This is a genomic window from Nocardia amikacinitolerans (assembly GCF_900215415.1).
In the GTDB taxonomy this organism is placed as follows: Bacteria; Actinomycetota; Actinomycetes; order Mycobacteriales; family Mycobacteriaceae; genus Nocardia; species Nocardia amikacinitolerans.
Map to the genome: position 1 here is coordinate 1,098,146 of NZ_OBEG01000002.1, position 21,883 is coordinate 1,120,028.

At 69.2% G+C, this 21,883-nt stretch carries 21 protein-coding genes; 7 read left to right on the forward strand and 14 right to left on the reverse strand.

Features of this window, described 5'->3' with window-relative positions; genetic code table 11:
* Positions 1-4 precede the first annotated feature (4 nt).
* From CRP45_RS13155 to CRP45_RS13170, 4 genes are all read right to left on the reverse strand, one after another.
* Positions 5-889, reverse strand: a complete 885-nt coding sequence (locus CRP45_RS13155; RefSeq protein WP_097245490.1) for a thioesterase family protein — start codon at positions 887-889, stop codon at positions 5-7.
* A 170-nt stretch (positions 890-1,059) separates the two neighbouring features.
* On the reverse strand, positions 1,060-1,935 hold the full coding sequence (locus CRP45_RS13160) for a sugar phosphate isomerase/epimerase family protein (protein ID WP_097245491.1): 876 nt from the start codon (positions 1,933-1,935) through the stop codon (positions 1,060-1,062).
* Between the two features lie 139 nt (positions 1,936-2,074).
* The gene (locus CRP45_RS33820) at positions 2,075-3,685 is read right to left on the reverse strand and encodes a hypothetical protein (protein ID WP_179830857.1); all 1,611 of its coding nucleotides are present in this window, start codon (positions 3,683-3,685) and stop codon (positions 2,075-2,077) included.
* On the reverse strand, positions 3,682-4,728 hold the full coding sequence (locus tag CRP45_RS13170; RefSeq protein ID WP_097245235.1) for a Ppx/GppA family phosphatase: 1,047 nt from the start codon (positions 4,726-4,728) through the stop codon (positions 3,682-3,684). Before CRP45_RS13170 ends, CRP45_RS33820 begins: the two co-directional genes overlap by 4 nt.
* 119 nt (positions 4,729-4,847) lie before the next feature.
* On the opposite strand from CRP45_RS13170, the gene CRP45_RS13175 reads away from it, so the two are divergent.
* The 4 genes from CRP45_RS13175 (at position 4,848) to CRP45_RS13190 (ending at position 7,333) form a co-directional block, all read left to right on the forward strand.
* Positions 4,848-5,681, forward strand: coding sequence for a DUF3109 family protein (locus CRP45_RS13175; protein ID WP_097245492.1), 834 nt, complete (start codon positions 4,848-4,850; stop codon positions 5,679-5,681).
* Between the two features lie 97 nt (positions 5,682-5,778).
* Complete coding sequence (locus CRP45_RS13180) at positions 5,779-6,261, forward strand: hypothetical protein (RefSeq protein ID WP_097245236.1); 483 nt, start codon at positions 5,779-5,781, stop codon at positions 6,259-6,261.
* A 145-nt stretch (positions 6,262-6,406) separates the two neighbouring features.
* Positions 6,407-6,871 carry a hypothetical protein gene (locus CRP45_RS13185; protein ID WP_067792079.1) on the forward strand — a complete coding sequence of 155 codons (465 nt, stop codon included), beginning with the start codon at positions 6,407-6,409 and terminating at the stop codon, positions 6,869-6,871.
* Between the two features lie 129 nt (positions 6,872-7,000).
* Entirely contained in the window at positions 7,001-7,333 is a 333-nt protein-coding gene (locus tag CRP45_RS13190; RefSeq protein ID WP_097245237.1) for a hypothetical protein, read from the forward strand.
* Positions 7,334-7,435: 102 nt separating this feature from the next.
* On the opposite strand, the gene CRP45_RS13195 is transcribed toward CRP45_RS13190, so the two are convergent.
* The 3 genes from CRP45_RS13195 to CRP45_RS34615 form a co-directional block, all read right to left on the reverse strand.
* On the reverse strand, positions 7,436-8,125 hold the full coding sequence (locus tag CRP45_RS13195; RefSeq protein WP_097245238.1) for a response regulator transcription factor: 690 nt from the start codon (positions 8,123-8,125) through the stop codon (positions 7,436-7,438).
* Positions 8,122-9,357 (reverse strand): sensor histidine kinase, encoded by a 1,236-nt coding sequence (locus tag CRP45_RS13200; protein ID WP_097245239.1) that lies wholly within the window; start codon positions 9,355-9,357, stop codon positions 8,122-8,124. The genes CRP45_RS13195 and CRP45_RS13200 overlap by 4 nt, the downstream gene beginning before the upstream one ends.
* 148 nt (positions 9,358-9,505) lie before the next feature.
* On the reverse strand, positions 9,506-10,279 hold the full coding sequence (locus CRP45_RS34615; protein ID WP_245910094.1) for a winged helix-turn-helix transcriptional regulator: 774 nt from the start codon (positions 10,277-10,279) through the stop codon (positions 9,506-9,508).
* Between the two features lie 89 nt (positions 10,280-10,368).
* On the opposite strand from CRP45_RS34615, the gene CRP45_RS13210 reads away from it, so the two are divergent.
* On the forward strand, positions 10,369-11,028 hold the full coding sequence (locus CRP45_RS13210; protein ID WP_097245494.1) for an NADPH-dependent F420 reductase: 660 nt from the start codon (positions 10,369-10,371) through the stop codon (positions 11,026-11,028).
* A gap of 311 nt (positions 11,029-11,339) precedes the next feature.
* Here CRP45_RS13210 and CRP45_RS13215 read toward each other — a convergent pair whose 3' ends face one another.
* The 6 genes from CRP45_RS13215 to CRP45_RS13240 form a co-directional block, all read right to left on the reverse strand.
* Complete coding sequence (locus tag CRP45_RS13215; protein WP_097245240.1) at positions 11,340-13,391, reverse strand: CocE/NonD family hydrolase; 2,052 nt, start codon at positions 13,389-13,391, stop codon at positions 11,340-11,342.
* Between the two features lie 761 nt (positions 13,392-14,152).
* A complete protein-coding gene (locus tag CRP45_RS13220; RefSeq protein ID WP_067792713.1) occupies positions 14,153-14,890 on the reverse strand; it encodes a phosphoglyceromutase in 738 nt (245 codons plus the stop codon).
* 43 nt (positions 14,891-14,933) lie between these two features.
* A complete protein-coding gene (locus CRP45_RS13225; protein WP_067792704.1) occupies positions 14,934-15,827 on the reverse strand; it encodes an ROK family protein in 894 nt (297 codons plus the stop codon).
* A 133-nt stretch (positions 15,828-15,960) separates the two neighbouring features.
* Positions 15,961-16,464: a type III secretion system chaperone family protein gene (locus tag CRP45_RS13230; RefSeq protein ID WP_067792701.1), complete on the reverse strand. Its 504-nt coding sequence runs from the start codon at positions 16,462-16,464 to the stop codon at positions 15,961-15,963.
* On the reverse strand, positions 16,461-17,858 hold the full coding sequence (mshA, locus tag CRP45_RS13235) for a D-inositol-3-phosphate glycosyltransferase (protein ID WP_097245241.1): 1,398 nt from the start codon (positions 17,856-17,858) through the stop codon (positions 16,461-16,463). The genes CRP45_RS13230 and mshA overlap by 4 nt, the downstream gene beginning before the upstream one ends.
* Positions 17,859-18,028: 170 nt before the next feature.
* Positions 18,029-18,850, reverse strand: coding sequence for an alpha/beta fold hydrolase (locus tag CRP45_RS13240; RefSeq protein ID WP_097245242.1), 822 nt, complete (start codon positions 18,848-18,850; stop codon positions 18,029-18,031).
* A gap of 96 nt (positions 18,851-18,946) precedes the next feature.
* Here CRP45_RS13240 and CRP45_RS13245 point away from each other — a divergent pair, with 96 nt between their 5' ends.
* Both CRP45_RS13245 and mscL read left to right on the forward strand, forming a co-directional pair.
* Positions 18,947-19,681, forward strand: a complete 735-nt coding sequence (locus CRP45_RS13245; protein ID WP_097245243.1) for an SDR family NAD(P)-dependent oxidoreductase — start codon at positions 18,947-18,949, stop codon at positions 19,679-19,681.
* A gap of 192 nt (positions 19,682-19,873) precedes the next feature.
* Positions 19,874-20,335: a large conductance mechanosensitive channel protein MscL gene (gene mscL, locus CRP45_RS13250; RefSeq protein ID WP_097245244.1), complete on the forward strand. Its 462-nt coding sequence runs from the start codon at positions 19,874-19,876 to the stop codon at positions 20,333-20,335.
* Between the two features lie 303 nt (positions 20,336-20,638).
* Here the strand turns inward: mscL and CRP45_RS13255 are convergent, their stop codons facing one another.
* Positions 20,639-21,859 carry a L,D-transpeptidase gene (locus CRP45_RS13255; protein WP_097245245.1) on the reverse strand — a complete coding sequence of 407 codons (1,221 nt, stop codon included), beginning with the start codon at positions 21,857-21,859 and terminating at the stop codon, positions 20,639-20,641.
* Positions 21,860-21,883: the final 24 nt, after the last annotated feature.

Sequence of the window (21,883 nt, forward strand, 5' to 3'; positions counted from 1 at the left end):
CGCCTCAGCGGCGCTGGGGAATCAGTGCGAGTTGGCGGCTCTGGGCGACCACCGCGCCGGTGCTGTCCAGGATGAGCTGGTCCTCGTCGAACATGCGGCCGCCCACTTCGTGCGAGGTGGCGATGACGCGCAGCCAACCCGGCGCCGGCCTGCGCCGCAAGTAGGTGGTCATCTGCACGGTGGGGGCCCAGCCGAAGTGGCCGAGGTTCATCGGCACCGGCGGGCTCATGTCGGCGGCCATCATCGCGAAGTACATCGACACGTCGGGGTCGCGCTGATCGCCGTCGAACGGGCGCATCCACAGCCGCAGCCGCGGCTCGCCCTTCGCGCCCTCGAGGAACGGCGCCCACGACCGGTCCAGGTAGAGATCGGCGCCCTTGGCGACGTGCACGATCTTGCCCATCGGCGAACCCTCGTAACCCATCGCGTCCGGCGCCGGTTCGGCGGGCATGTCGCCGTGCTCGGGCGCGTAGAGCGGCTCGATGTCGTCGAGGTGGCCGAAGGTGAACGCGGTGCGCACCATGGCGCGGCCGTTCTGCGTGAGGGTGGCGTCGGCCAGGCAGATCTGGCGGCCGATCTTGCGGATGCGCACCTCGTATTCGACCGCGCCTGGCTCGGGAGCGCCGAGGAAGTCCGAGCTGGCGGCGATCGGGGCCATCTCGGCGAGCGCGGGATCGGCGGCGCGCAGCCAGCGGGTGGCGGCCGCAGCGCTCGCGGCGACCATGGTGCCGCCGTGCACCTTCTCGCCGATGGTCCAGATCTCGTCGATGACGCCCGCGTACCTGCCGAGTTCGGCGTCGGCGGACAGCAGCTCGGTCAGCGCGCACACCTCGCCGAACGGGGCGTCGGCCGCGGTCGGCTCGGCCGCGTGGGTCAACTCCAGCGTCATCGTCACTCCTGTCCTGCTGCACCGCGCGGGTCGCCCAGCTCGGCTCCGCGCGTCGTTCGTACAGCGTACAACCCTGGGTCGCGGCGGCGGCATTCCCAGCCGGTGGCCGGATCGATGTCACATGGAGCGGGCGTGGACCGCACGCCCCGGTAACGCGGAAAGTGCTTGTGTCACGTCAGGTTCGCTTGCGCGGCCGCCGACGCCGGAGTGGGCGCGACGCCGTTGAGATGCAGGCGGGCGAAAGCCAGCGTGCGGTGCAGCATCGCCGCGCGATGGGCGGTGGTGCGAGCGTTCTGGGTGTTGATCTCGGCGACGGCGTGCCCGCTGAAGCCGTTGCGCACCAGCTGCGCGCAGAGTTCGACGCAGGGCTGCGTGCCGTCGCCGGGCACGAGGTGCTCGTCGTGCGCCGCGCCGCGCCCGTCGGCCAGGTGCAGGTGGGCGAGACCATGCCCCATCCTGGCGGCGAGCGCGAGCGGATCGGCGCCCGCGGTCGCGGTGTGCGAGAGGTCGAGGGTGTAGTGCCGGAAGCCGGTGTCGGTGGGGTCGTAGGACGGACTGAACGCCGTCAGACCCCAGCCGGGACCGCCGCGCCGCTCCAGCCGCTTCGCCGCGTTCGCGCCGCGGCCGAACAGCGTGTCGGCGCGCATCGGGAACATGTTCTCCACCGCGACGACGACCGGGCTGTGCTCCTCGAGCTCGGCGACCTGCTCGGCGAAGCCCTCCGCGTAGCGGCGCTGCCAGCGGAACGGCGGATGGACGACCACCGTGTCCGCCCCGAGCGCCTCGGCGGTGCGCACGCTGCGCTCCAGCTTCGCCACCGGGTCCGCGCCCCACACACGCTGGGAGATCAACAGGCAGGGCGCGTGGACAGCGAGGACCGGCACGCCGTACTTGCGGGTGTAGTTCTGCACGGTGGCGATGCTCTGGCTGGCTGGCTCGGCCCAGACCATCAGTTCGACGCCGTCGTAACCGAGATCGGCCGCGTATCGGAAGGCCGCCTCGGTGTTCTGCGGGTAGACCGACGCGCTGGACAGCCCGACCAGAATGTCGCGCCCCGGCGGACTCGCCGCCCCGCCCGGCGTCCCCCCGTCCGGTTGTGCGCTCTGATCGGGCGCGGGTCCCCCGACCGCGCTACCGATCCGGGTGTCGTCCGCCTGCCCGATGTTCCCCACAGCCGCTCCCTACTCAGTTCGTACTGAGAAGAAAGGCTAGCGGTCCCAGCGTGACGAAGATGCCCACTACGACGGCAATCACCGTGCTGAGGATGTCGTCGGTCCGGCGCAGAATCCGCACCAGGGCCACCAGGCCGAGGATCACGATCATCGCCAGCGCCAGCGCCACCCAGGGGAGCATCTCCCACATCCGCTCGAAACCCTTGAACAGCAACATTCCGGCGACCGCCGCGCCAGCGCTCTGGCCGCCGAGGATCATCCACTGCTTGCGGTTGGCGTCGTACTCGGCCTTGCGCGCGGCGCGGGAGCGGCGCTGCGCCGACCGCGCGGCGGGCTTCTTCTGCGGTGCCGGTGCGTCGTCCTCGTCCTCCTCGTCGTCGAGCAGGAACGGGTCGTGCACATCAGTGAGGCCCTCGTCGAGTTCGACTTGGGCCCGGCCGCCGCGCGACCGTCCGCGACCGCCGCCCGCGCGTTCGGCGCGCTCGACACCGTCGCGCAGCAGGTCGCCCGCCACCGTGGAACCGGAGACCAGCTGCTGGTCCTGGCTGGCAAGCGACCACGCGGCGGTCGGTATCCCGCCCGACTCCGGCTCGGAGTCGGACTTCTCCGGCTCCGGCTTGTGCCTTGTCCGCGCCGACCAGGCGGGCAGGGCGCCTTCGGCACGGGCCCGCAGCGTCTCGGAACGGGAAGATCTTCGCGGCTCCTGCCGCGCCTCCTTGCTCGGCGCGCGGCTGGACAGCTTGGCGTGATCGGGCAGCGGCGAGAGCGGCAGGGGGCCGGAATCGGCGGCGAAATCGTTCGACGGCGGCGCCCACGCGGCGGTCGAGGGACCCTCGTCGTCGGCCTCCGCCGCCCTTCGGCGTGCGGCCCGGCCGCCGCGTTCCTGCCGGTCCGAGCCGCGCGGCTCGTCCGGGTGCCCGTTGCGGGGAATGTCGAAATCGACCGGATCGCGCAGCGGCGGGCCGACCACGATGGTGGCGTCCTCGTCGGGGTCCGGCTTGCGCCTGCGGCCGCCGCGACCGCTGCGCGGGGCCTCCGACAGCGGATCGGCGTAGGGGGTCGCGGATTCCAGCGGGTCCGGCGCGCTGTGCCGGGAGCCGGAGGACATGTCGCGTCCCGGCATCACCAGGTTGGAGCGTCCGGGCGGCGGATCCGAGTACGACGTCGCCGGGTAGGGCGGCGGCTCGGGATAGGACGTCGTTTCCCGGTACGGCGCCAGCGGGTCGTAGCGGGTGATCGGGCCCGACATCGGCGAGTGGCTCGGCAACTCCGCGACGGGATCCGGAGCGGTGTACGAAACCGGCTCGGACGCAACCGGTTCGAATGCGGCGGGCTCGTAGGCGGCCGGTTCGTACGAGGGTGACTCGAACGACGGGGGTTCGAACGAGGTCGGCGCGTAGGAAGCGGGCTCGAACGACGGCGCTTCGGCGACCTCGTCGTCGGGCGCGGCGTGCGCGGAGTGGCTGCCGCCCTCCCGGATGACCGGCAGGTCACCCGTCAGCTCGGCGACAGAGATGCCGCGACCACCGCGTCTGCGGCGACCGCCGCCGGAGGACGACGCGCCCTGCTGCCCGTTGCGGGCCAGCAGCTCGGCAACCGATAGCTGCTTGGACTCATCACTCATGCCTGCGCCTTCGACGACACCGTTTCGACCGGACCCGACAGCCCCGTCCCACCGTCGGACGCCGGCTTGCCTGGTTCGGCCGCCGGTCCCGTCAGCAACGACGCTCTGGGTCCACCGTTCATATCGGTATCCAGTTTGCGCAGGATCAGTCCTTCCCGCAGCGCCCAGGGACAAATCTCGAGCGTATCCAGCGATAGTGCCCGCATACTCGCCTCCGCGACCAATGCGCCAGCCACCAATTGCTGTGACCGATCGGAACTTACGCCTTCCAATTCTGCACGGTCCGACGCCGTCATCCGCGAGATGAACGCAATCAGTTGGCGCAGACCCGAGCTGGTGAGTGTACGGCGCACCCGAGGACCCGCCGCCGAGGGCGCCGCTCCGGTCAGTCGCGCGAGCGAGCGAAAGGTCTTCGAGGTGCCGACGGCGAGGTCGGGCCTACCCACCTCGATCAGCTGTTTGGCGGGGGCGACGAGCTCGGCGTCGAGCCAGTCGCGCAGCACCGCGACCCGGCGCTTGCCCGGCGGATCCTCGCGCAGCCAGTCCCTGGTGAGCCTGCCCGCGCCGAGTTGCAGAGAGAGCGCGACATCGGGCTCCTCGTCGCCGCCGTTGCTCATCTCGAGCGATCCGCCGCCGATGTCCAGATTGAGGATGCGGCCCGCGCTCCAGCCGTACCAGCGGCGCACCGCGAGGAAAGTCAGCCGGGCCTCGTCGACGCCGGTGAGCACCTGCAGATCGACCCCCGTCTCGGCGCGCACCCTGGCCAGCACCTGTTCGGAGTTGGTCGCCTCGCGCAGCGCGGAGGTGGCGAACGGCATCAGCTCGACGCAACGGGAAGTCTCGGCGATGCTGGCGAATTCGGCCACGGTCTCGAGGAGACGCTCGGCGCCGCGGACGGTGATCCGCCCCTCTTCGTCCAGGTTCTCCGAGAGCCGGAGCGTGGCCTTCGTCGAGCTCATCGGCATCGGGTGGGCACCACGGTGGGCGTCCACCACGAGCAGGTGAACGGTATTGCTTCCGACGTCGAGTACCCCAAGCCGCACATGAACACGGTACTGGGTCGACCACCACTTCAGGCCAGGCGATCGAACTGTTAGCGTCTGCAGATGTGACGGTAGGCGCAGCGGCGAGCAGCCGGACCCGGCCCCGACCAGCGGCGAAGATCGACCCGGCACCCGAGGTCGATCTGGACTTTCCGCGCGAATGGATCGAGTTCGTGGATCCAGCAAATGACGAGCACCTGATCGTCGCCGACCTCACCTGGCTGCTGTCCCGGTGGACCTGCGTCTTCGGAACACCCGCCTGCCAAGGCATCATCGCCGACCGCCCGGACGACGGCTGCTGTTCACACGGCGCTTTCCTCTCCGACGAGGACGACCAGGAGCGCCTGCGCAACGCTGTGAGAATGCTCACACCGGCCGACTGGCAGCTCATGGGCGAGGCCCGAAACGCCAAGGGCAAGATCACCAAGAAGGGCTATCTGGAACTCGACGAGCTCGAGGACGAGCCCGCCCTGCGCACCCGGCGCTTCGAGGGCGCGTGCATCTTTCTGAACCGGCCAGGCTTCGAAGGCGGCGTCGGCTGCGCGTTGCACACGATGGCGCTGCGCCGCGGCATGGAGCCGCACACGGTGAAGCCGGATGTCTGCTGGCAGTTGCCGATTCGGCGCACCCAGGAGTGGGTGGACCGTCCCGACGGCGTGCAGATCCTGCGCACGGTGATCACCGAGTACGACCGGCGCGGGTGGGGTCCCGGCGGACTCGATCTGGATTGGTACTGCTCGGGTTCGCCGGACGCGCACGTCGGCGCGCGACCGGTCTGGCAGTCCTACGCGCCCGAGCTGAAGGAACTGCTCGGCGAACCGGCCTACGAGGAACTGGCCCGGCACTGCAAGCGCCGCGAAGGGCTGGGGTTGATCGCGGTGCATCCCGCGACGGTGCACGCGCAGCGCAACGCGGAGCAGGCCGCGCACGGCACGGAGCAGCGGGACGCCTAACGGACGCTTGTCCAGTTTTGCGAAACGTCCACATTTCACACATTCGGTGACTTACTGTGCGGAGGCCCACATCCAGTGGGCAGCACAGGAGCACACCATGAGTTACACCACGTCAGCCCTGCTCGGGCGCCGGATCGGCACCGGACTCGCGGGTTTCGCGGCGGCCACCGCCGTCGCCGTCCTCGCCGCACCGCAGGCGCACGCCACCGTCGACTCGATCACCGTGTCGGGCACCGATCACACCATCAACACCACCTACACGTTGCGCGCCAAGCTCAGCGGCGCGGGCATCGGACTGCTCGTGTACTGGTCGGACAACGGCAACGACATCGCGGGCCCGAAGGTGCCGTGGCCGGTCGGCGAGTCCTCGGTCAGCTGGACGCCGACGACGCCCGGGCAGCACCTCATCACGGCCTCGCAGGGCGGCAGCACCAAGACGATCGTCGTCCAGGTCAAGGACCCGAACGATCCGGGCGATCCAGGTGACCCCGGTGATCCAGGCGATCCGGGTGACGGCACGGGCAGCGCGGGAACCGGCAGCGCGGGCAAGTTGCTCGGCAGTCTCTTCGGCAACGGATAGGCGCACATCTGGCGCAGCCCGAAAGATGGCCGCGCCGACCGGGTTCCGAGATTTCCGCACGGGCCAACTCGAGCCGAAATCTGAAACATTATCGCTTCAAAGAGTAGGGTCCAGTCGATCGCATGGTCGGCACAGGAGGAGCACCATGACATCACCCAGCAGTATCCGGCGCGGGGCGGGCGTAGGACTCACGGCGTTCGCGGCCGCCACCGCCGTCGCCGTGCTGACCGCGCCCTCGGCGTACGCGGCCGTGCAGTCGGTTTCGGTCGACGGCAGCAACCACAAGGTCGGCAGCACGTACACGATCACCGCCGACGTCGGCGGCGCGTCCGGCGGTCTGCTCGTCTACTTCAGCGACAACGGCGAATTCATCGGCGGGCCCAAGGTGCCGTGGCCGCCGGGCACCGCGACCATCGAATGGAAGCCGAGCACGCCGGGCGAGCACATCCTCACCGTCGAGCAGGGCGGCAGCACGAAGTCGATCGTGGTCGAGGTATCCAAGGCGAGCAGCGGCGGCACCGGAAGCTCGGGCAGTGCCTCCGGCAGCGGGACCGGCAGCGCGGGACGCCTGCTCGGCGGGCTGCTCGGCGGACTGTTCGGCAGCAGCTGACGCGCGCGGTGTGCAGGTTGCCGTTCGGCGGCCTGCACACCGGCCGGTCGGCTCGGGTGAGCCGAACGCACCCGGCAGGTCATCTGCTCGCCATGCGGGCGTCACCCGATTCGGGTTTGATGTCGGGTCATGAAGAAAGCGCTCACCCTCGCAACACTCGTCATCGGCGCGACCCTCTCCGTGGCAGGCGGCGCGCACGCCGAGCCGGACGCGGATCCGACCAAGTTCGCCGACTTCACCGCCACTTTCGTGCCCGCGACCGATCCGGCCGCGGTGAACGCCGCCAAAGAGGGCAAGAACGTCATCATGAGCCCCTACGGCGTCAGCCGCACCATCGCCTGCCGCGGCAACGGCACCACCGTTCCGCTCTACGACTGCATGCAGGAAGACGACCTCGGCTGGATCACGTTGCGCAAGACCGAAGTTCCCGCCATCGGCCCGACCTGGGTCTACCTCCCCTAAAGGAGTCCGCCGGGGGCCGCTCACGTACCTACGACGAAACGGGCCCCGGTTCCGCCCTCGGGGTGAGGGGGCGGAACCGGGGCCCGTTGTCTGTCCGGTTGGCTAGGCCTCGAGCTTGTACCCGAGACCGCGCACGGTCACCAGGTGCTCGGGCTTGGCCGGATCGGCCTCGATCTTGGAGCGCAGCCGCTTGACGTGCACGTCGAGGGTCTTGGTGTCGCCGACGTAGTCGGCGCCCCATACCCGGTCGATCAGCTGGCCGCGGGTCAGCACCCGGCCGGAGTTGCGCAGCAGGTACTCGAGCAGATCGAATTCCTTGAGCGGCAACGTCACCGGCTTGCCGTTCACCATCACGGTGTGGCGGTCGACGTCCATCCGGACCGGACCGGCCTCCAGCACGCCGTTCTCGCTGCCGCCATCGATCTCGTCGCCCGCGCCGCGGCGCAGCACCGCGCGGATGCGCGCGATGAGCTCGCGCGACGAGTACGGCTTGGTGACGTAGTCGTCGGCGCCCAGCTCCAGGCCGACCACCTTGTCGATCTCGCTGTCCCGCGCCGTCACCATGATGACCGGCACACCGCTGCGGGTGCGCAGCTGCTTGCACACATCGGTGCCGCTCATGCCGGGCAGCATCAGGTCCAGCAGGACGATGTCGGCACCGGAGCGGTCGAATTCGGCGAGCGCGGAAGGTCCGTCGCCCACCACGGTGACCTCGAAGCCCTCCTTGCGCAGCAGGAACGCGAGCGGATCGGCCAGCGACTCCTCATCCTCGACGATCAGAACACTCGTCATCTGCGTGCCTCCACACCATTGGGTCTGCCCGGTCCCTGGGGACGCGGGCCGGTTTCCTTCGTGCTCACCGCGGGACTGTCGACTTCCTCGTCGCCGTCGGTCTCGAGGTGGGCGGGTATTCGCAAGGTGAACGTCGATCCGGTGCCCAGTTTGCTCCACAGGGTGATCTCACCGTTGTGGTTGGCCGCCACGTGCTTGACGATAGCGAGACCGAGCCCGGTACCACCGGTGGCGCGCGAACGCGCCTTGTCGGAACGGAAGAACCGTTCGAACACCCGCTCCTGGTCTTCTTTCGGGATTCCGATGCCGCGGTCGGTGACCGCCATGGCGACGTGGTCGCCGCGCAGCGACCGGCTCACCGAGACGTGCGAGCCGGGCGGCGAGTAGGCGATCGCGTTCTCCACCAGGTTGGACAGTGCGGTGACGAGCAGTGTCTCGTCACCGAGGACCTCGAGCCCGCTCGGCCGGTCGGTGCTGACGGTGATGCCCGCCGCCTCGGCCGCGGTGCGGGAGCGGTCCACCGCCTGCATGACGACCGTGTCGACGTCGACGACCTCTAGTTCGGGCAGCTTCTCCGCGCCCTGCAGGCGAGAGAGCGCGATCAACTCGGTCACCATCTTGCCGAGGCGGCGGGATTCGCCGAGCACGCGCTCGCCGAAGTGGCGCACCGCCTCGGGGTCGTCGGCCGATTCCAGCAGCGCCTCGGCGAGCAGGCTCATCGCGCCGACGGGGGTCTTGAGCTCGTGGCTGACGTTGGCGACGAAATCGCGGCGGGTGGCCTCCATGCGGGCCTGCTCGGAATCGTCGTCGGCGAACAGCACGGTGAAGCCGGTTTCCTCCGGCGAGAGCGGCCGCGCGACGCCGCGCACCGCGATCCTGCTGCGGCCGGGGATGGGGTTCTTCGCGGTCAGGTCGAATTCCGCGGACTCGCCGGTGCCGAGCACCTTCTCCACGGCGGCCCATGCGCGCTCGTCGAGCAGGCGGTTGCGGACCAGGCCGAGTTCCTCGGCGCGCGGGTTCACCAGCACCACGTCGCGGTACTGGTCGACCACCGCGATGCCGCTCTCGGAGGCGAGCACGATCAGGTCGAGCACCTGCGACATGGTCAGCCCGGAATCGGCCTGCCTTCGGGCGGCCTGGCGGGCGTTCACGTACGGAATGAGCAGGCCACCGACTGCCAGGCCGACGACAGCCGCGAGGACTGCCAACAACACGGCCTGCGGAACACTCACACTTGAATCGTACGGTCGCCGACCGACTGACCAACGCCGGGTACACGAAGTTTCACGCAGGTCATGGCGCCTTCCAGGGCCGTTAGCCGTGTGTTTACGCGTTGTTCGGACTCGGCGGTGCCGCGGGGTGTCGCCGCGACGAAGATCGTCAATCCTGCTCGCCCGCGAGCGCCGCGTTCACCGCCCGGCCGTGTTTGTCGACCCACTCCCCCAGCGCATAGATCGGGCCGAGCAGATCGCGTCCGGCTTCGGTGAGCTGGTACTCGACCCGCGGCGGGGCTTCGGCGTAGCGGCGGCGGTGCACGAGGGTGAGCTGTTCCATGCGCCGCAGCGTTTGGGTCAGCATCTTCTGACTGATCCCGCCGATCGCGGTCCGCAGCTCGCCGGGACGCATCGGCCCATCCCGAAGCATGTACACGACCACCGGCAGCCATGAGTTACCGAACAGGTCGACGCCCATGCGCGCCGGGCAGTCGGACTCGTAGTCGCCGTAGGGCGGGTAGGTGACGAGATCGGGATTCTGTCGCGCCGATTCGTGAGGCTGGCGAGTCGACGCGGGCGCGTCCGGGTCCCGCTGGGCGGCCAGAGCGGGGTCGTGTCGCGACGAGCTGTCGGATACGCGAGTCAGCGCGGACGCGTTTTGGGGCGAGTCATCCGACGGGCGGGACGGCGCGGGCACGTCCGGGTCCCGCTCGGCATTTTGGGCGAGATCTTGCCGCGACGAGCCGTGGGGTGCGCGGGTCATGGCAGGCGCGTCCGGCTGGGCGTCCTGGGTCGGGGGTTGCTGCGAGCTGGGCAACGGGCGGACCGGGGCGGGCGCGTCCGGGTGGGCGGCCGAGGGCGTAGCCGGGGACAGAGGACCGCGGGGCGGTGAGCCGGTGTTTGCCGAGAGGCGGGCGGTTTCGGCGGGGGCGGCGGTCATGGGTTCAGCATGGCATCGGCATTGGGCACCCGGAGGTGCCTATCGAAATCCCTACCGTCGGAAGCACATTCGACAGTGAGGAGTTGGACATGCGGATCGGGATCATCGGTGCGGGCGCGATGGCGCGGGCGTTGGGCGGTGGGTGGGCCGCTGCGGGGCACGAGGTCTGCTTCGGTGCGCGGCGGGCTGCGGCGGCGGCCGAAGTAGCTGCTGCCGTTGGGTGCGGCGCGCGGGGCGGGAGCATCGAGGAGGCGGCCGGGTTCGGTGACGTGGTGTTGCTGGCCGTACCGGTCGAGGCGTTGGACGGCGTATTGCGCGCAACACCTGGGCTCGATGGGCGCGTGCTCGTCGACTGCACCAACGCGTTCGAGCCCGATGCGGCGTCCGATGGGACGGACAACTTCGTGCTCGGCGAGGACGCGGTGGCCGAACGGATTGCCGCGACGGTTCCCGGTGCACGGGTGGTGAAGGGGTTCAACCTGTGCGCGGCCGAAGTGTGGGCGGCCGAGGCGCGCGAGTTCGAGGGCGTGCCGTTGTCGGTGCCACTTTGCGGCGACGATCCGGATGCTCTGCGCCTCGTCGCGGGATTGGCCGAGGATTTGAAGCTGCGCCCCTTCTTCGCGGGCGGCTTGCATCGGGCGCGGTACTTGGAGGCGGCTTCGGCGTTGGCGGTCGGCCTCTGGTTCGGCGGGTACGACGCTCGCGCCATGTTGCCACCGCTGTCCGGGGCGTTCGCTGCGCGGGATTGAGAAGAGTCGTCCGGTTGAACGGGCTGGTAAACGTGGTTCCGGGGCAAAGCCTGTAGCACATGCGCGGCTGGCCCAGGTTTGCCTCCAACGGTGCTCGGGCTCCGGGCCCGACTTACCTCCGCAACCGTCGAGCCCGGGCACGACTTCCACCGTGGTCATCTAGCTGTGGTTGCGCCCCCGGTCACACAGCGGCCGAGATCGTGCGTGAAGTCGCGTGGTCGTCCCACACAGGGATTGCACGCCTCACATAGGCGGTGGCTATGCGAGGAGTGCACGGGGTGTGTGGGACGACCGCCCTACGGCGGTGGGGTTCACCAGCCGTGGTTGCCACGGACCGGGATGTTGACGAAGCTCGGGCGCGCCGGGTCCAGCTGGATGTGCTGGGGCTTCAGTTCCGTGTCGAGCAGCATCGGCAGGACGGGCAGTCCCTTCGGGAAGTTGCTCGCGAACACGTCCACCCGCAGGCGGTGGCCGGGCTGCAGGATCGCCTCGGTGGCGCTCAGCGTGATGTCCAGCGTGGTCGCCTCGCCGGGCACCGTCGGCTGCCGCTTCTCGATCGAGGTGTACGGGCGCGGGTCGGTGTAGTCGCCGTTGGCGGAACGGCTGCTGTTCGCCTCATCGATCTCGCGCAGCGAGGCCATCAGCTGACCGGAGGTGAGCACGGTCGACTGGCCGTCGGGCGCGACGTCGTTGACGGTCACCGTCCAGTAGCCGTCGGCCGCGTCCTGAACGGTGTTGAGCCGCATCGCGATCGGGCCGGAGATGGTGGTCGCCTCGGCAACCGGCGCACTGGTGAAGGTGAGCGCGTTCAGCTCGGCGACGCGCGAGTCCTTGGCGCAACCGTCGATGATCGACAGCACGCCCGCGCTGCCCTGCGCCGCATCGTTGGAGCACAGGGTGGTCAGGCCGGGCGCGACGGTCAGCCGGGCGGTGTCGGCGTTCGCTTCGGCGGTGAGCGAGCCGTCGTAGACACTCTGCGCGGTACCGCTCGGCGCCGCGGACAGGTACATGCGGCGGTGCTGCGCGGCCGCCTCGCCGACGGCCGAAGCGCCGAAGCCGTTCTGGGTGACCCAACCGCCGCCCTGCTGGCGCAGGGTGACCGGGCCGTAGCTGTCGACGCCGTTGTCGATTCCCTTGAGCCACTTGTCGAACCACGCGCGCTGCAGGACGTCGAGCCGCGGCGGCAGACCGGGCTTGCCGTACTCGTTGCCGGAGTTCACGTGGTAGGTGTTGCCCATCAGCAGCTGCTTCTGGCCCGCGGGCAGCGGAATCTGGTTGTAGATCTTGGATTCCGAGTAGGTGAACAGATCGTGCCAGCCGCCGACGACGAAGGTCGGCACCCGGATCTGCGTGGGATCGCTGACGTAGTCGCCGCGTTCGGGGCTGCTGTGGCTGAGCAGGTCGAGCAGACGCGGGTCGGCGTCCTCGAAACGCGTTGCGGTGTAAGCGTTCAGGAACACGTCCATGAAGGTGAGCGGGGACGCGGCGCGATCGCCGAGCCACTCCCAGTCGAATTTGCCGTTCACGATGGACTGCACGTCCGGCACCCACTTGAGGGTGTTGATCGCGGTGAGCCACAGCGGGATGAAGTTGAAGCCGAAGCCGCCGCCGGGTGCGAGCACGTCGTTGACCAGGTCGCTGCCCGGCACGACCGGGAAGATCGCCTTCAGCGCGGGCGGCTGCTTGGACGCGGCCTGCACCTGGTTGATGCCCGAGTAGGAGATTCCGTTCATGCCGATCTTGCCGTCCGACCACGGCTGACGCGAAGCCCAGTCGATCACCTCGAGGGTGTCCTGCTGCTCGCGGGCGCGGAGCATGTCCCATTCGCCCTGCGAGAAGCCGGTGCCGCGCACGTCGACGACGACCTGCGAGTACCCGCTCTTGATCAGCTGGCGGTCCACGGTGAAGTTGCGCAGCTCGCCGCCGCCGAAGGCCTTGGTGAGATCGGTGACGCCGGAGAGCGGGGTGCCGCCGAAATCGATCTGACGGAACAGGTTCAGCAGCGCGTCGGACAGCGCCGGAATGGACTGCGCGTGATCGGCGAGGTTCGACACCAGCTTGGTGTAGGGCGTCAGGTTGACGATCGTCGGCGTCGGCGCGTCGATCGGGCGGCCGGAGGCGTCGGCGGGCCGGTAGACATTGCCCTTCAGCACCGTGCCGTCGCTCATGGTGATCGGCACATCCCACTCGATGTGCACGTTCGGGTACTGCTGGACGCCGTCCTCGGTGGCGGCCCACGCCGCTCCCGCCGCGCCGCCGTCGGGACCCGTGGCGACGGGTGCGGCGGTCGCTCCGGTGCTGAGGAATGGAACGAGCACCGCGGCGGCGAGCGCCGCGACTGTGGCTCGAAACGCGTGCTTCATCGGACGTGATCCACCTCTCGGACTGTCGAACGTCCGGAAGCATACACAACTGACCAGTCGGTAAGAACTCCCGGTACCACACAGATTGCCCGGAATCGCCATTCACATAAGTAGGAAGGCTCACAATAGCCGCTGAATATGGGGGTTTTGCGAGATTCACGCGCCAGAATAAAGGTTTACCGCATTGACTGGACTATCGCGGATGTACACGCCGGATCGCAGGCCGAAACGCGGCTGATTCTCGGCGAGATCCGGCCGCCGGGTCGCGCCGGCGGTTTCTTGGCACTGGCGATGTCTGCACGCGGGAGGTGCGAGTGGTCGGACGGTCTGGGTTGTCGAGTCGATTGGACCGCCGTCCGCCCAGGCGACCGGGCCGCTGTGCGTCGTCGGTCACGGGCCGACGGTTCGAGGGCTCGACAAGCCGGGCCCCGGCGGCCTACGGCTCGCAGCCCGACAGCAGGGAACACCCCGACCGAAGGTGTCCCCCACCCGGTCAGACGGACTTGAAGTCACCTTCGGTCGGCCAGCGACTCGGCCGTGCGGCGCTCGGCCGGGCACGCCGGTGCGGCAGCCGACAGAATCGACCGCCCCGCCGAAACGACGATGCGCCGCGGCCGATCAACGACCGCGGCGCACTGTCTACTTGCTCAGCGCCCTGGCTCGGGTCGGCGACGCGCGGCCGTGGCGCGTGTCCGGTCGGGCGCTCGCGAAAAGACGATGCGCCGCAGCCGACTGACGACCGCGGCGCATCGAATTACGTACTACTTGCCGCCCTGGCTCGCGACCGCGGCCGCTCCTGCGGCGGCCGCCTCCGGGTCCAGGTACTCGCGCGGACGCACCGGGCGCAGGTTCTCGTCCAGTTCGTAGCGCAGCGGGATGCCGGTCGGGATGTTCAGGCCTGCGATGTCGTCGTCGGAGATGTTGTCCAGGTGCTTGACCAGCGCGCGCAGCGAGTTGCCGTGCGCAGCGACCAGCACGGTCTTGCCGGTGAGCAGCTCCTTGGAGATGGTCGACTCCCAGTACGGGACCATCCGGTTCACCACGTCGAGCAGGCACTCGGTCTTGGGCACCTCGATGCCCGCGTACCGCGCGTCGCCTTCCTGGCTGTACTCGTTGGCCGGGTCGATCGGCGGCGGCGGGGTGTCGTAGCTGCGCCGCCACAGCATGAACTGCTCGTCGCCGTACTTGTCGCGGATCTGCGCCTTGTTCTTGCCCTGCAACTCGCCGTAGTGGCGCTCGTTGAGCCGCCAGTCGCGGATCACCGGGATCCAGTGCCGGTCGGCCGCGTCCAGCGCGATGTTCGCGGTGGAGATGGCCCGGCGCAACAGCGAGGTGTAGACGATGTCGGGCAGGATGCCGTGCTCGGCGAGCAGCTCGCCCGCGCGCTTACCCTCGGCGATGCCCTTGTCGGTCAGGTGCACGTCCACCCAGCCGGTGAACAGATTCAGGGCATTCCATTCGCTCTCGCCGTGGCGCAGCAACACGAGGGTGTACGTCATGACGGCCATCCTGCCACGCGAGGACCGCACGTTGGAGCCCTGGTCAGGATGCCGGAGCGAACGCGGTGAGCAGTCCGGCGCCGACCAGGGTGGCCTGATCGCCCAATTCCGAAGGGACGACGTGCAGGTCGCGCAGGAAGTCGATGCGGGCGTGCGCGCCGAGGGCCTCCTGTAACGGTCGCCACAGCGGCTCACCGGACTGCGCGAAGCCGCCGCCGATCACCACCAGATCCACGTCGAGCAGCGCGGCCGCCGACGAGATCACCTGGCCCAGCGCGATTCCCGCGCGCCGCAGCGCCGCCTTGGCGACCCGGTCGCCCGCTTCGGCGTCGGCGGCAAGCTCGATGCCGGTTGTTCCGTGCCAGCCGCGCTCGCGCGCCCACCGCACCGAGGACGGGCCGCTGGCCACCGCCTCCACGCAACCGACACCGCCGCATGCGCACGGATCGGTCGACCCGGGCACGATCATGTGACCGATGTGCCCCGCGTTGCCGGTGTGCCCGACCGCGACCATGCCGCCGACGATGACGCCGCCGCCGATCCCCGAGGACACCGTCATGGCCAGCGCGTCCGGCGTCTCCCGCGCCGCGCCGAAATGCCGCTCGGCCAGCGCCAGGCACACACCGTCGATGGCGAAACGCACCGTGGCGCCGGGGAACAGTTCCTGCACCGCGGGCACCAGCGCGAACCCGTCGCGCCACTCCGGGATGTTGAGGGGGGTAGTGATCCCCGCCGGCGCGTCCACCGGACCGCACGAGCCGATGCCGACCAGGTCGACCTCGGATCCGTTGGCCGCGGCGAGCAGCAGCCCGCGCACCGCCTCCCACACGCCGGTCGGCGGCACCTGAATGCGGCCGACCTCGTGCGTCATTCCGTCGGCCCCCACCAAGCCGACCGCGATCTTGGTCGCGCCGATGTCCAGAGCGAGAACGGTCATCTGAAACCCCCACTTCCCAACGCCACCGGACCGCCGCTTTCGCGCGACGGTCCGGTGCCGAATGATCTTGCTGTGCGGTCGCCAACGGTAGTTGTTCGGCGGCAGCCGAGCACCACCAACCCGAGCGCGACCCTCAGGAGTTCTCGGAGGATTCGACCAGGTGCTCGAACGGGAGCAGGTTCTTCAACGACTCCCCGCGCGAGACCCGCCACTTCCATTCCTTCCGAATGGATTCCGCGAAGCCGAGTTCCAGCAGGGTGTTGAAGTCGGCGTCCACCGCCTCCAGCACCTGGCCGAAGACGCGGTCGAGCTCGTCCTCGGTGACGGCGTGCGTGGCGATGCGGCCGACGAGGTAGATGTCGCCGACCCGGTCCAGCGTGTAGGCCACGCCGTAGAGGCGACGGTTGCGGCGGAGCAGGAACTTGTAGACGCCCTCGAAGTTCTCGTCGGGCTTGCGGCAGACGAAGGATTCGATGCGCACGCCGTGTTTGCCGACGGTGAGCATGAGCGTCGTCTTCAACTTGCGCTCACCGGGCAGCACGACGACGAAGACGTCCTCGCCAGGTCGGGTGTACTCGATTTCCCGATCACGCAGGGTCTCGTCGATCAGCTGCGCGGTCGCCTGGATATTCGTCATCGGTGCACTCCCATCCGGCGCCGCCACAGCGCCCGCGATCTGGCCTGCCCGCCCTCGCCGAGGAGCGTGGCACCGGACAGGTTAGTGCGTTCCGCGTCCGCCGCCTTCAGACCGCCGCCGAGTTCGGTCTCGGGGAAGCTGGCCAATGCCGCCGCGTAGCTGGCGAGCAGCCCGTCGGCGGTGTGCTCCCAGGAGAAGTTCGTGGCGTGCGCGACCGCGCGATCGCGCATCTCCGCCAGCCGCCCTGGCGCGTCGAGCAGCGTGCCGAGCGCGGCGGCCCAGTCCGGAGTGCGGTGACCCGCGACGAGCAGTCCGGTCTCGCCGTGCCGGACGGCGGTGCCGAGTCCGCCGACGTCGGCGGCGAGGACCGGGGTGCCGCTGGCCTGCGCCTCGATGGCGACCAAGCCGAAGGATTCGTTGTAGCTGGGCACCGCGACCAGGTCCGCGGCGCGGTAGACCTGCACGAGACGGTCCGGCGGCTGCGGCGGCAGGAACGTCACGCGGTCGGTGATGCCGAGTTCGGACGCGAGCTCGATCAGCGCGTCGGGACGCTTCAGTCCACTGCCGGACGCACCGCCGACGATGAGCACCCGCAGGTTGCGGTCCGGATCGGCACGCAGCAATTCGGCGGCAGCGCGGACGAGCACGTCGGGCGCCTTGAGCGGTTGGATGCGGCCGACGAAAGCGACGATCCGCTCGCCGGCGGCGAGTCCGAGCTCGGCGCGGGCAGCGGCCTTGTCGCCGGGACGGTAGCGGGCCAGGTCGGCGCCCGGCGGCACCACATCGATGCGCTCGGCGTCGGCGCCGTAGAGCTCGACGAGCTGACGCGCCTCCTCCGCCGTGTTGGCGACCATCCGGTCGGCCTCCGCGATGACCTGCTTCTCACCGATCTCGCGGGTGGCGGGCTCGGGACAGTCGCCATCGGCCAACGCGGCGTTCTTCACCGCGGCCAGGGTGTGCGCGGTGTGGATCAGGGGCACCCGCCAGCGATCCCTGGCCAGCCAGCCGACCTGCCCGGACAGCCAGTAGTGCGAGTGCACCAGGTCGTAATGGCCCGGCTGGTGGCGCGCCTCTTGGCGCAGCACCTCCGCGGTGAACGGGCACAGCTGGGTGGGGAGGTCGTGCTTGTCGAGTCCCTCGAACGGGCCCGCGACGACGTTGCGCACCAGCACCCCGGGCGCCGCCTCTTCAACCGGAGGGACGTTCGACGAGGTGGCGCGGGTGAAGATCTCGACTTCGGTCCCGCGTCGTGCCAGCTGGAGAGCCGTTTGCAGCACGTAGACGTTCATGCCGCCCGCGTCGCCGGTGCCTGGTTGGGCGAGTGGTGAGGTGTGCACCGACAGCACGGCGATCCGGTTCGGCCGTAGGTCCGCACGTTGACTCACACCATCCATAGTGCACGGTGGATATCCGCCGCCGACGCCGCCTACCGGGCAAGTGAGCGTCATCACACAGCGAAAGTGAGAGCGCTCACGAACCCCGCTGACCTGCGATTCGAATGTATGTGCGGCTGCGCTCCGGCCGGTCGACGGCTCCCCCTGGAGCGTCGATCGGGCGTCCCGGACTACAAGCTGTCGATGAACTCGCCGACCTCGGCGACGAAGCGCGGGCGGTCCTCGATGAACAATCCGTGCTGCGCGCCCGGCCAGAACGAGGTGCGCGCACGCGGGGCGTTCTCGGCGATGTAGCGACCGTTGTCGATGGGCACGACGGGGTCCGCGTCACCGTGCAGCACCAGGACCGGAATGTCCAGGGCGCGAAGGGTTTCGGTGTTGTCGACGGACCGGTAGAACAGCACCTTGCGCACCGCGGGCGGCGTGGCGAGGCTGATGCCGAACAGTCGCTGGGCGTCCACGCCCTTGTCCTCGCCCGGTCCCGTGTTGGCATTGCCGAACGCGGCGAAGGCCCTGGTGGCGCGGCCTGCGCTCGTCTCGAAGACGCCGGGAATGGCTTCCCGCATCGCGGATCCGGTCGCCGCGCCGGGTACGTCGCGTCCGATATTGGCCATCGAACCGGTGAAGACGACGCCCGCCACCGCGCCGGTGCCGTACGCGGTCAGGTAATCGCTGATCACGATGCCGCCGTAGGACCAGCCCAGCAGCACCGCGCCGGACTCGATGCCCTCGGCCGCGAGCACGGCGGCGAGGTCGGCGGCCCAATTCTTGGGATCGTCGTAGCCGCTCTCCGGGACGCCGGAGTAACCGTGACCGCGCAGGTCCAGCGCGATCACCCGGAACCGGCCTGCCAGATCGTCGGCCGCGCCGCCCCAGCAGCGCAGGCTGGCCGACCAGCCGTGTACCAAGACGAGCGGCCGTCCATCGGCGGGTCCGTCGACCCGGTAGACGATGCTGGTGCCGTCCGCGCTGACCGCTTCCCGAAGTGCCATGCCACCCAGCGTAAGGCCGCGCGCCGACGATCCGCGCGGGGTGATCCGCCCGACAGCGGCCGACACCGGCAAACCCTCCGCACTTAAACTCGCCCCATGAGCAATCGCACCGCCGTCGTCACGGGAGCCAGTTCCGGCATCGGAGAAGCCACCGCGCGAGAACTCGCCGCGCAGGGCTATCACGTGTACGTCGGCGCGCGCAGGCTCGACCGGCTGAAGACCCTCGCCGACGAGATCGGCGGCACCGCACTGGAACTCGACGTCACCTCGGAGGAGTCGGTCGCGGCCTTCACCGACGCGGTGCCGTCGGTCGACGTGCTCGTCAACAACGCGGGCGGCGCGAAAGGCCTTGCGCCGGTGAGCGAAGCCGACCTCGACGACTGGCGCTGGATGTGGGAGACCAACGTCCTCGGCACGCTGCGCGTCACAAAGGCGTTGCTGCCCAAGCTGATCGCCTCCGGCGACGGCCTGATCGTCACCATCACCTCGGTCGCCGCGTTCCACGCGTACGACAACGGTTCCGGTTACACCTCGGCGAAGCACGCCCAAGCCGTGCTGCACCGCACCCTGCGCGGCGAATTGCTCGGCAAACCGGTGCGGCTCACCGAGATCGCGCCCGGCGCGGTGGAAACCGAGTTCTCGCTGGTGCGTTTCGACGGCGACGCGGAGCGCGCGGCGAAGGTATACGAGGGTATCGATCCACTGGTCGCGGCGGATATCGCCGAAATCGTCGGCTTCGTGGCGTCCCGCCCGCCGCACGTCAATCTGGACCAGATCATCGTGAAGCCACGCGACCAAGCCGACCCCGGTCGCTTCGCGCGACGCTCCTGAGCCGAACGGTCACTGCCACATACTTTCCGCACGCGACACATAGGCGGTGGCAATGTGAAGCGTGTGGTGGGTATGTGGGAGCCCGGCGTCATGGCAGATCGTTTGCTGTGAATTCGCCGAGTTGCGGAGACGCGGTTAGCATCGGATCGTTTTTCTGAAACTTTGCTACACCGGATTGGAGTTGTTCGACTCATGCTCAAGGGCTTCAAAGAGTTCGTGATGCGCGGCAATGTCATCGATCTCGCCGTGGCGGTGGTGATGGGTACCGCGTTCACGGCGGTGGTGACCGCGGTGACCAAGGGCGTGGTCAACCCGTTGCTCGCCGTTTTCGGCGGCGCCAACGAGCTCGGCCTCGGCTTCCACCTGGTGTCGAGCAAGCCCGCGACATTCATCGCCGTCGGCCCGATCGTCACCGCGCTCATCGACTTCGTGATGATCGCCGCGGTTCTCTACTTCGTGCTCATCATGCCGATGAAGACCCTGAAGAACCGGTTCGGCACCACCAAGGCCGCCGAGCCCACCGAGACCGAACTGCTCATCGAGATTCGCGACCTGCTCGCCAAGCAGAGCGCCGACGCCCGCGCCGCCCACAACGCGGAGACCCTGGCCAAGCTCGACCGGGTCGACCCCACCCTCGGCAGCTCGCACCAGTAGGAGCGGGCAGGTCCGCCGACGCGAGACCGGCGAGGAAAGGGCGAGCGGACCCAGACGGGTCACGTGGGCAGCCGCGCGCCGGGGAATTCACCACGGCAGAGCCGCAGTTTCCGGTGGAGGACCGAGCCCAACCCGACGCATACGCCATCTCGAGTACACGGCGCATGGCGCAGCGAGGCCGGAGGTGTCCACAACTGGCGCTGCTGGCCCGTCGTTGAGCGGCGCACATCTGGAGGAAGGCAAAGGCACGCTGCGAAAGCGGACATACGATCCGTCGGCCGGAACGGTTGTGGAAGGTGACGCCTAACGCGGCGGTCCCGGCGAGACCGGGGTGGCCGAAACCACAGGGGACGAGGACCCGTCCAGCGCCGACATCTTCTTCCAGGTCTCCCAGTCGATGGTCCAGTCGTAGAGGTCGCCGTCGGCGGCGGACAGCGGGATCGAGGTGCCGGTGACCTCGACCGGATCGCCGTAGCGCGCGGTCGGGAAGTACGCCTGGGCGTCGGCGGGCGAGAGATTGATGCAGCCGTTGGTGACGTTCGCCGAGCCTTGCGCCGACAGGGATTCCGGGTTGGCGTGGATGAATTCGCCGTTGTTGGAGATGCGGACCGCCCAGCGCTCCCGAACGTTGGTGTAGTACGGCGGATTCGACATCAGGAAATCCTCGTACTTCTCGGTGACCACGTGTATACCCGAGCGCGTCACGTTGCGCGGCTCGTTGCCCTGGCCGTAGCTCACCGCGAAATCGAAGATCGTCTGACCGTCTCGCACCACGCGCATGCGATGGCTCGGCGCGTCGGCCTGCACGATCTGGCTGCGCCCGATGCGGAAATCCGAGGTGAGATCGGAGTAGCCGTAGTGCCCGCCGCCCAGATCCAGGCCGTAGAGCTTGGCCGCGACGTGCACGGTGGTGCCCGGCGTCCAGTACCGCTTGGGCCGCCAGTGCACCCGCGAACCGCCGTTGTCGTCGGGGAACCAGGCCCACGCGCCCTCGGTGGGCGGATCGGTGGTGACGGTCAGCGCCTTCTCCACCTCCGCCTTGTCGGTCACCGGGGACTTGAATTGCAGGATGATCGGCGCGGCGATGCCGACCTCCTGACCGTCGCCGATATTGACCGTCGCCGGGACGGTGCTCATCGGCGCCAGCGTGTGGAACGAGCCCTCGATCGGGACCGGCCTGCCGTCGGCGCCGACCGCGGTGCCCGACCACGTGTAGGTGGCGTCGTAGCCGAGCGGTTCGGTGATGCGGAAGGCGCGTTTGTCGGGGCTGAGCTCGCCCTGCACCTGCTTGCCCGCCGCGTTCGTCAACGCGACCTGGGCGATGGTCCCGTCGGCGACCGTCACGGAGACGGGCGCGACAGGGTTGACGTTCTCGTCGGCGTCACCGGGGCTCATGGTCACTTCGGCCACCGGACCGGACGCTCCGCCGGGCTTGTCGCTGGAACAACCGGCCACCAAGGCGATCACGACGAGCAGCACGGCCGACACGGCGGTCACCGATCGGCAGAAGGATCGCTTGCTCACCGAATCGAATTTACGCCCGGCGAA

Excerpts from the sequence above, each read along its gene's own strand:
- CRP45_RS13155 (WP_097245490.1), bottom strand. The coding sequence starts at position 889 with ATGACGCTGGAGTTGACCCACGCGGCCGAGCCGACCGCGGCCGACGCC.
- CRP45_RS33820 (WP_179830857.1), bottom strand. The coding sequence starts at position 3,685 with ATGAGTGATGAGTCCAAGCAGCTATCGGTTGCCGAGCTGCTGGCCCGC.
- CRP45_RS13180 (WP_097245236.1), top strand. The coding sequence starts at position 5,779 with ATGAGTTACACCACGTCAGCCCTGCTCGGGCGCCGGATCGGCACCGGA.
- CRP45_RS13185 (WP_067792079.1), top strand. The coding sequence starts at position 6,407 with ATGACATCACCCAGCAGTATCCGGCGCGGGGCGGGCGTAGGACTCACG.
- CRP45_RS13190 (WP_097245237.1), top strand. The coding sequence starts at position 7,001 with ATGAAGAAAGCGCTCACCCTCGCAACACTCGTCATCGGCGCGACCCTC.
- CRP45_RS13195 (WP_097245238.1), bottom strand. The coding sequence starts at position 8,125 with ATGACGAGTGTTCTGATCGTCGAGGATGAGGAGTCGCTGGCCGATCCG.
- CRP45_RS34615 (WP_245910094.1), bottom strand. The coding sequence starts at position 10,279 with ATGACCGCCGCCCCCGCCGAAACCGCCCGCCTCTCGGCAAACACCGGC.
- CRP45_RS13210 (WP_097245494.1), top strand. The coding sequence starts at position 10,369 with ATGCGGATCGGGATCATCGGTGCGGGCGCGATGGCGCGGGCGTTGGGC.
- CRP45_RS13215 (WP_097245240.1), bottom strand. The coding sequence starts at position 13,391 with ATGAAGCACGCGTTTCGAGCCACAGTCGCGGCGCTCGCCGCCGCGGTG.
- CRP45_RS13220 (WP_067792713.1), bottom strand. The coding sequence starts at position 14,890 with ATGACGTACACCCTCGTGTTGCTGCGCCACGGCGAGAGCGAATGGAAT.
- CRP45_RS13225 (WP_067792704.1), bottom strand. The coding sequence starts at position 15,827 with ATGACCGTTCTCGCTCTGGACATCGGCGCGACCAAGATCGCGGTCGGC.
- CRP45_RS13230 (WP_067792701.1), bottom strand. The coding sequence starts at position 16,464 with ATGACGAATATCCAGGCGACCGCGCAGCTGATCGACGAGACCCTGCGT.
- mshA (WP_097245241.1), bottom strand. The coding sequence starts at position 17,858 with ATGGATGGTGTGAGTCAACGTGCGGACCTACGGCCGAACCGGATCGCC.
- CRP45_RS13240 (WP_097245242.1), bottom strand. The coding sequence starts at position 18,850 with ATGGCACTTCGGGAAGCGGTCAGCGCGGACGGCACCAGCATCGTCTAC.
- CRP45_RS13245 (WP_097245243.1), top strand. The coding sequence starts at position 18,947 with ATGAGCAATCGCACCGCCGTCGTCACGGGAGCCAGTTCCGGCATCGGA.
- mscL (WP_097245244.1), top strand. The coding sequence starts at position 19,874 with ATGCTCAAGGGCTTCAAAGAGTTCGTGATGCGCGGCAATGTCATCGAT.